Source organism: Vreelandella sp. L-25, from assembly GCF_056857535.1.
Map to the genome: position 1 here is coordinate 1 of NZ_JBSXNH010000046.1, position 7,041 is coordinate 7,041.

The 7,041-nt window shown below is 59.0% G+C and carries 5 protein-coding genes and 1 pseudogene; 2 read left to right on the forward strand and 4 right to left on the reverse strand.

Translation table 11 applies throughout. The annotated features are described in order from the left end of the window. Nucleotides 1–730 (reverse strand): annotated as a pseudogene (locus tag AC13CN_RS04825) (ISL3-like element ISPpu12 family transposase); the annotation flags it as partial. A 114-nt stretch (nucleotides 731–844) separates the two neighbouring features. Further along, nucleotides 845–2,284, reverse strand: a complete 1,440-nt coding sequence (locus AC13CN_RS04830) for an MFS transporter (protein ID WP_198517598.1) — start codon at nucleotides 2,282–2,284, stop codon at nucleotides 845–847. Between the two features lie 356 nt (nucleotides 2,285–2,640). Between AC13CN_RS04830 and AC13CN_RS04835 the strand changes: the two genes are divergently transcribed. Then, the gene (locus AC13CN_RS04835) at nucleotides 2,641–2,844 is read left to right on the forward strand and encodes a heavy-metal-associated domain-containing protein (RefSeq protein WP_087720496.1); all 204 of its coding nucleotides are present in this window, start codon (nucleotides 2,641–2,643) and stop codon (nucleotides 2,842–2,844) included. A gap of 43 nt (nucleotides 2,845–2,887) precedes the next feature. Here AC13CN_RS04835 and cueR read toward each other — a convergent pair whose 3' ends face one another. Then, the gene (gene cueR, locus AC13CN_RS04840; RefSeq protein WP_373419427.1) at nucleotides 2,888–3,391 is read right to left on the reverse strand and encodes a Cu(I)-responsive transcriptional regulator; all 504 of its coding nucleotides are present in this window, start codon (nucleotides 3,389–3,391) and stop codon (nucleotides 2,888–2,890) included. Between the two features lie 48 nt (nucleotides 3,392–3,439). Further along, nucleotides 3,440–5,980 carry a heavy metal translocating P-type ATPase gene (locus tag AC13CN_RS04845; protein WP_483053038.1) on the reverse strand — a complete coding sequence of 847 codons (2,541 nt, stop codon included), beginning with the start codon at nucleotides 5,978–5,980 and terminating at the stop codon, nucleotides 3,440–3,442. 456 nt (nucleotides 5,981–6,436) lie between these two features. On the opposite strand from AC13CN_RS04845, the gene AC13CN_RS04850 reads away from it, so the two are divergent. Beyond that, nucleotides 6,437–7,041, forward strand: a 605-nt coding sequence (locus tag AC13CN_RS04850) for a transposase (protein WP_483053039.1), incomplete at its 3' end; no start/stop codon positions are given.

Below are 7,041 nucleotides of genomic sequence, written 5' to 3' on the forward strand. Positions count from 1 at the left end.
TGCGCACTCTCTCTAGGGCATCGTTGGCCATGCGCACCACATGGAACTTATCGACCACGATACGGGCCTGGGGCAGCACAGCCTTGACCGCTGCCCGGTAGGGGTTCCACATGTCCATGCTGACGATCTCGACCTTCTGCCAGTCTTTCAGCTTCATCAGGTAGTTGGTCACCACGTTCTGGCGGCGGGTGGCCAGCAGGTCGAGCAGGGTTCGCTCCTCAATGTTGGTCAGAATGCAGCGGTAGCGCTTGTTCAGGTATAGCTCGTCAATGCCCAGGATGCGGGGCGTCTCGAAGCGGTGCCAGCGCCCCAGGAACTCGGCGCGGGCGTTGAAGATGTCGCGCACCGTCTTCTCGTCCAGGCCGGTCTGTGCCGCCACAAAGGTGTAGGGGTGGTTGAAGGATTCCTTCTCCACGTACTCATGCAGCCGCAGTGTCATACGGAATCCGTCCACCATCTCCGGTAGCTGGGGCCTGAAGGTTGTCTTGCAGGCCCGGCAGGTGTATCGGCGGCGGACCACCCAGAGAGTGACCCGCTTACCGTGGATGGGCAGATCACGATAGGGAACGTCACGCTTGCCGAACCGTACGAACTCACCCTGCACGCCGCATTCCTCGCAGGCGATGGGATCGGGCGCGTCCACCTGGAAGTGCATTTCGTCGTCGGTGGATTTGCAGCCCAGCACCTGGTACTCAGGCAGGTGCAGGATGTTGTCGGGCATTTCGGTCATGCGGTGTTCTCCTCATGGTGGAAGCTCCATAGCTATTGCGACAGATTCCCATTAATCATCAGTGTGGCGCAGTACGGGTTTGGCAGACTGCGCCGTAAAGGGAAGAAGAACCGGTCAATGCAAGGGACTATCGCCAAGTGTGGAAACCTGTCCTTTCCTGGCGTTGACAAGTACGGCCACGATGATGGCTGCGATGCCAAGAGCAACCCCGCTCGCCGCAAGTCCCAAGCCATAACCCTGAATCAGCGCATCACCGGCTGACTGCACCAGTTCGGCATCGCCGACTTCCCGACCGCGATACAGAGAAGCAAATGCCTCGGGCATCCGACTGGCCGTGACGGAGACAGAAATGCTCGAAAGGATAGCCAGCCCCAACGCAACACCAATCTGTTGCGACGCGTTGAACAACGCCGATGCGATGCCGGTCTCCTGTGCTTGCACACCCTTCACGGCCGTCAATGCCAGCGCAATGACCGCTCCCACGAAACCGAAGGCGGTGAGGAAGGCGGCTGGCATGAAGTGCCAGCTATAGTCGAGTTGTTGCCCGATGGTCGAAAGCCAGAACAATGCAGCGCTAGCGACCAGCGCAGCCGGAGCTGCGACCTCGCGCGGCGTAAAGCGCATGACAAGCTTTGAACTGACAACAGCACCAATGATGATACCCACCCCAAAGGGCAGAAACGCCATGGCGGTCAGGGTCGGGCTATAGCTGAGGATGTGCTGCAAATAGAGCGTCAGCAAATAGATCATGCCCATGGGGCCGAAGCCCAGCAGCAGCATGGCCAGGTACGAACCGGATCGGTTGCGATCCTTGAACAAGCGGAGCGGCAAAAGTGGATCACTGCTGCGCGACTGTAAAACCAAGAACAGCGGCAGCAGGATAGCCGTAGTGGCGAATGCAATGAGCGTAATGCCATCGGTCCAGCCATGTTCACCACCACGGGTAATTCCATAGACGAGTGCTGCCATGCCGATGATGCTGGAAAGCGCTCCCGTCAGGTCGGGGCGTCCCTTGTGCAATTCCGCTTCGACAAGTGTTCTCGAACCAGTGAGCACCGCCAAACCGATGGGTACATTGATGAAGAACGCCCAACGCCAGCCAAGCAGGCCTGTCAGAAATCCTCCAAGAATCAATCCAGCAATAATGCCAAGGCCAGACATTGCTCCGTAGACGGCCATGGCCTTGTTGCGCTCCTTGCCTTCCGGAAAGGTCGTGGCGATCAACGCCAGGGCATTGGGCGCTGTCAATGCTGCGCCGAACCCTTGGAGGCCGCGCGAGGCAATCATGCTCACGGTGTCCTGGGCCAGGCCAACGAGAAGCGATGCAACCGTAAAGATCGCCATGCCGACCTGCAACATACGCCGACGTCCATACAGATCGCCCAGCCTGCCACCGAACAGGAGCAATCCGCCAAAGGCGAGAATATACGCATTGATCACCCAAGGCAGGTTCGCTGCCGAGATTCCGAGGTCATTCTGGAGTGTTGGCAACGCAATATTTGCGATCGTATCGTCAAGCACCACCATGAGCTGGGCGGTGGCGATAACGGCCAAGGCCAGACCGAGTGGGCGCTCTGGTCTGCCTGAGTGAGAAGGGGACTCTGTGGATATCGATTAACTCCTTTGTGTTTAGTGCGATTACCGAACACCGGTTGCGCTGACTTTTCACAAAAGGGTAATCGTTCCAATGGTTGGAAGGTCAAGGCTGCGTTTGCATGCCTTGCACAGAGAGACTGTCGGCATCGGCCAGGTCTTATCAATAGCCGTGCATTTGGCAGCCCGTCGGCACAGAGCACTCGACAAATCAAAGTCTGAGGCTCCGCAGTTGACCTTACCAGCGTTGGAAAGACTAGATTGGTCGCTGGGACGATCAGGTTCCTCAATTCTCTGATTCTGTGAAGGAGTTCGATATGTATCGATTCAACGTTAACGGCATGACCTGTGGCCACTGCACATCCGCCGTCGAAAAAGCCATTAAAAGTATCGACCCACAGGCGGAAATATCTACAGATATAGAACACGCCGAGGTCACCGTGCGCAGCCAGGTCAATGAGGCGCGTATCAGTGATGCCATCCGCGAGGCTGGGTACGATAATCAGCACCTTGCCGGGTAATCATTCAGGTCAGGGCAAGGACGCCGCTTCTGAAGTAGACGCGTCAGCGCTTCTCTTTCCCGCGACGTTGCGTGCAATTGGGTTCAATCCCGATAGCCCCGAAGCGCGTGGAATTAAGTTCTCGCTCACCCTTAGGCGTTCCTTTCACTACGCCATCCCCGGCCAGACCGCTGATAATCGGGCAGTCCGGCCGAGCGTCGCCCTGGCAGTTTTCCGCCAGGTGCTTGAGTGCACGGCTCATTTCCTGGAGTTCGCGCGCCTTGAGCTCAAGCTCCGCGACATGCTCAAGCGCAAGACGTTTGACGTCGGCGCTCGCACGACCCCGGTCGCGCCAGAGCGCAACCAGTTTATTCATCTGCGCCACCGAAAACCCGAGATCCCGTGCGCGCCGGATGAAGCGCAGGGTTTGCACATCCTTGTCCGAGTAATCCCTGTATCCAGCTTCAGTTCGCAACGCTTCCGGAATCAAGCCGATCGATTCGTAGTAGCGGATCATCTTCGCCGATACACCCGATGCCTCCGCTGCCTTTCCAATATTCATAGCCATGCCTCTCCAGATAACATCAAGCCTGCACTGTGGCAGGCTCGGTTGTCCTTATTTCGCTTGTGCAAATTCCACCTGTCTCTGCGACACGTCGTTGTCGTCCGTCCCCATGGGTGAGCGGAAATGACGCAATCTCAGTGCATTGCCGAGTACAAACACCGACGACAGTGCCATGGCGCCGGCAGCGAAGACGGGCGAAAGCAGGATGTCGTAGGCCGGATAGAGCACACCTGCCGCGACCGGAATCAAAGCCGTGTTGTAGGCAAACGCCCAGAACAGATTTTGTCGGATGTTGTCGATGGTTGCCTTCGACAAGGCGATCGCCTTTGGCACACCTTGCAGGTTACCCGACATCAGCACCACATCAGCCGCTTCAATGGCAATGTCCGTACCTGTGCCAATGGCAAGACCTACATCCGCTTCGGCCAGAGCGGGAGCGTCGTTGATGCCATCACCGACGAACGCCACCTTGCCGTGCTCTCCCTTAAGGCGGCGCACCGCGTCGACCTTGCCGTCCGGTAGCACTTCCGCCACCACCTCGTCGATCCCGAGTCGCGCCGCGATGGCCTTGGCCGTGTGGGCGTTGTCGCCGGTGATCATCGCGACCTTGAGCCCGAGATCGTGCAGGGCCTTGATGGCAGCAGGCGTCGTTTCCTTGATCGGGTCGGCAACGGCGATAATCGCCGCAAGCTTGCCCTCTATCGCAGCATAGAGCGGAGACTTACCCTCGTCGCCGAGGCGTTTGGCGACCTTGGAGAACGCCGCCACGTCGTGACCGAGTTCGCTCATGTAGCGGTCAGCACCTATCTCGACCCGCTTGCCACCGGCCTCAGCCTTCACGCCAAAACCCGTCACCGATTCGAAGTTCGACACGTCCGGCAGTGAGATGTTCTCCGCGGCGGCGTTCACGATCGCACGGGCGATCGGGTGTTCGGACTTGGCCTCGACGGCCGCGATCAGACCCAGGACGTTTGCACGTTCGAATCCAGCAGCCAGTTCCAGGTCGGTCAAGGCGGGTTTGCCTTCCGTCAACGTGCCCGTCTTGTCAACGGCGACGACCTTGGCGTCCTTGAGCAGTTGCAGCGCTTCGCCCTTGCGGAAGAGCACGCCCAGCTCGGCACCGCGGCCGGTGCCCACCATGATCGAGGTCGGTGTGGCCAGCCCCATGGCGCAAGGGCAGGCGATGATCAGGACCGCAACGGCGTTGACCAGCGCGAAAGTGAGCGCGGGCGACGGGCCGAAATAAAGCCATGCAGCGAAGGTGAGCGCGGCCACGGCGAAGACCGCCGGCACGAAATACATCGTCACCTTGTCGACCAGCGCCTGAATCGGCAGCTTCGACCCCTGCGCTTCTTCCACCATGCGGATGATCTGCGACAGAACGGTGTTGCCGCCGACAGCCGTCGCACGGATGGCGAACGCGCCTTTCTGGTTCACCGTTCCGGCCACGACCTCGCTGCCGTTCGTCTTGGAGACGGGGATCGGCTCGCCGGTGATCATCGATTCATCGACATAGCTTTCGCCTTCGATGAGTTCGCCATCCACCGGGATGCGATCGCCGGGACGAACCTCGACGATATCTCCCGACAGGACGGAATCGATCGGCAACTCGACCGTCTTTCCGTCCCTGCGCACACGGGCCATCTTGGCCTGAAGGCCGACCAGGCGCTTGATCGCCTCGGAGGTGCGTCCCTTGGCGCGAGCCTCCAGCAACCGGCCGAGCAGGATGAGAGTGACGATAACAGCGGCGGCCTCAAAGTAGACGTTGACGGCTCCGTCGGGCAGGAACCCCGGCGCGAAGGTCGCCACGAGCGAATAGCCATAGGCTGCCATGGTGCCGACCGCGACCAGGGAGTTCATGTCGGGGGCAAGCCGCCCGAGGGCCGGAAACCCCTTGTGGTAAAAGCGGATGCCCGGCACGAACAGAACGATGGTTGTCAACACGAACTGGAGATACCAATTCGTCTCCATGCCGATCGTTGAGGCAATCAGGTCGTGCATGCCAGGAATGAGGTGTGAGCCCATCTCCAGAATGAAGACAGGCACGGTCAACACCGCTGCAATCGTGAAATCACGTGTCAGTCCACGGCGTTCCGCGTCCTTCTTCTCGGTGCGCTCATCGGTCTCGCCCCGACGGCTACCCGTAGCAGCCGCGATTACCCTGGCATCATATCCCGCGTTCTCGATAGCCGTCACCAAGGCGGTCGCATCGGCGCTGCCCTGGATCGTGGCTCTTTCAGTCGCAAGGTTGACAACGGCACTGGTGACGCCGGGCACAGCCTTGAGCGCCTTTTCGACGCGACCGACACAGGACGCGCAGGTCATACCTTCGATGGAAAGCTCTGTGGTCTCAGCAGGCACCGAATAGCCAGCTTTCTCGATAGCGTTGATGAGTGATCCGCGGTCGAGTGGCGAAGCGGACTGGATATCGGCACGTTCGGTCACCAGGTTCACCGTAACAGTGTCAACGCCCTCGACCTTCTTGAGTTCAGCCTCCACGCGCCCGACGCAGGAAGCGCAACTCATACCTTCGATGGGAAAGCTTGTCACCGTCACAGCCGACGGATTCAATTTGTCTTGAGTATGCATCATTCGTCTTCTCCACAAGCATCTCCTGATGATATTCCAGAAAGATAAACCTTCCTATTGTGGGAAGGTCAAGCGCTAAATTTCCTGATGCATAGTTACCACACCCAGTACTTACGGGAACATCGAATCCGGGTTTAGGTTGAAAACTCCATACGAGTGTTGTCAGCAGTCAGTGGCACATCGGACAAATTCGCGCTAAGGGAGCGTTCGAGGTAGACAGAAGGATGCGCGATGAATTCTCTAGTACCACAATCCTTACGCATTTGTTCCAGGCCTCGCCAACCAGTTTTTCCGTTGGGAAAGTGTAATCTGTGATTGCACGCCAAAGAGAAAATCAACCAGCTAATCCGAATACCCAAAGAGTTAAGCTCAAGTCTGGTGTATGGGAGGAGATAGGAAGGGTGGCGTATCCTGTTGATTGATCACGACCAAGATCTCAACCAACAGAGTGGATACGCCATGACCGATTCTACCCTCCGGGCTCTTTCACAACCAGAACCCCAGGTCGCTGACCCGCTGCACGAGCTGCTGCGCCAAGGCGCCCGTGACTTGATTGCCAAGGCTGTCGAGGCCGAACTGGCTACCTTCTTGGCGCAGTATGCCGATCATCGGCTCGACGATGGCCGCCAGGCCGTGGTCCGCAACGGGTACCTGCCCGAGCGTACGGTCCAGACTGGCATCGGGGATGTCAGCGTGCAGGTGCCCAAGGTGCGAGACCGAAGCGGTGGAGGCGCTCGCTTTAATAGCAGCCTGCTGCCCCCCTACCTGAAGCGGGCCCGCAGCATCGAGGAGCTGATCCCCTGGCTCTACCTGAAGGGAATCTCCACCGGCGACTACCAGGAAGCCCTGGCGGCGCTGCTGGGCGACCAGGCCAAGGGGCTGTCGGCCAACACTGTGTCACGGCTCAAGAAGCAGTGGGAGGGCGAGCATACCGAGTGGCGAAAGCGGGACCTGTCAGACCGTCGCTACGTCTACTGGTGGGCCGACGGGGTGTACAGCAACGTGCGCATGGATGACCGCCTGTGCCTGCTGGTGATCATCGGGGTCACCGAGCAGGGCCGCAA

Excerpts from the sequence above, each read along its gene's own strand:
- cueR (WP_373419427.1), bottom strand. The coding sequence starts at position 3,391 with ATGGCTATGAATATTGGAAAGGCAGCGGAGGCATCGGGTGTATCGGCG.
- AC13CN_RS04835 (WP_087720496.1), top strand. The coding sequence starts at position 2,641 with ATGTATCGATTCAACGTTAACGGCATGACCTGTGGCCACTGCACATCC.
- AC13CN_RS04845 (WP_483053038.1), bottom strand. The coding sequence starts at position 5,980 with ATGATGCATACTCAAGACAAATTGAATCCGTCGGCTGTGACGGTGACA.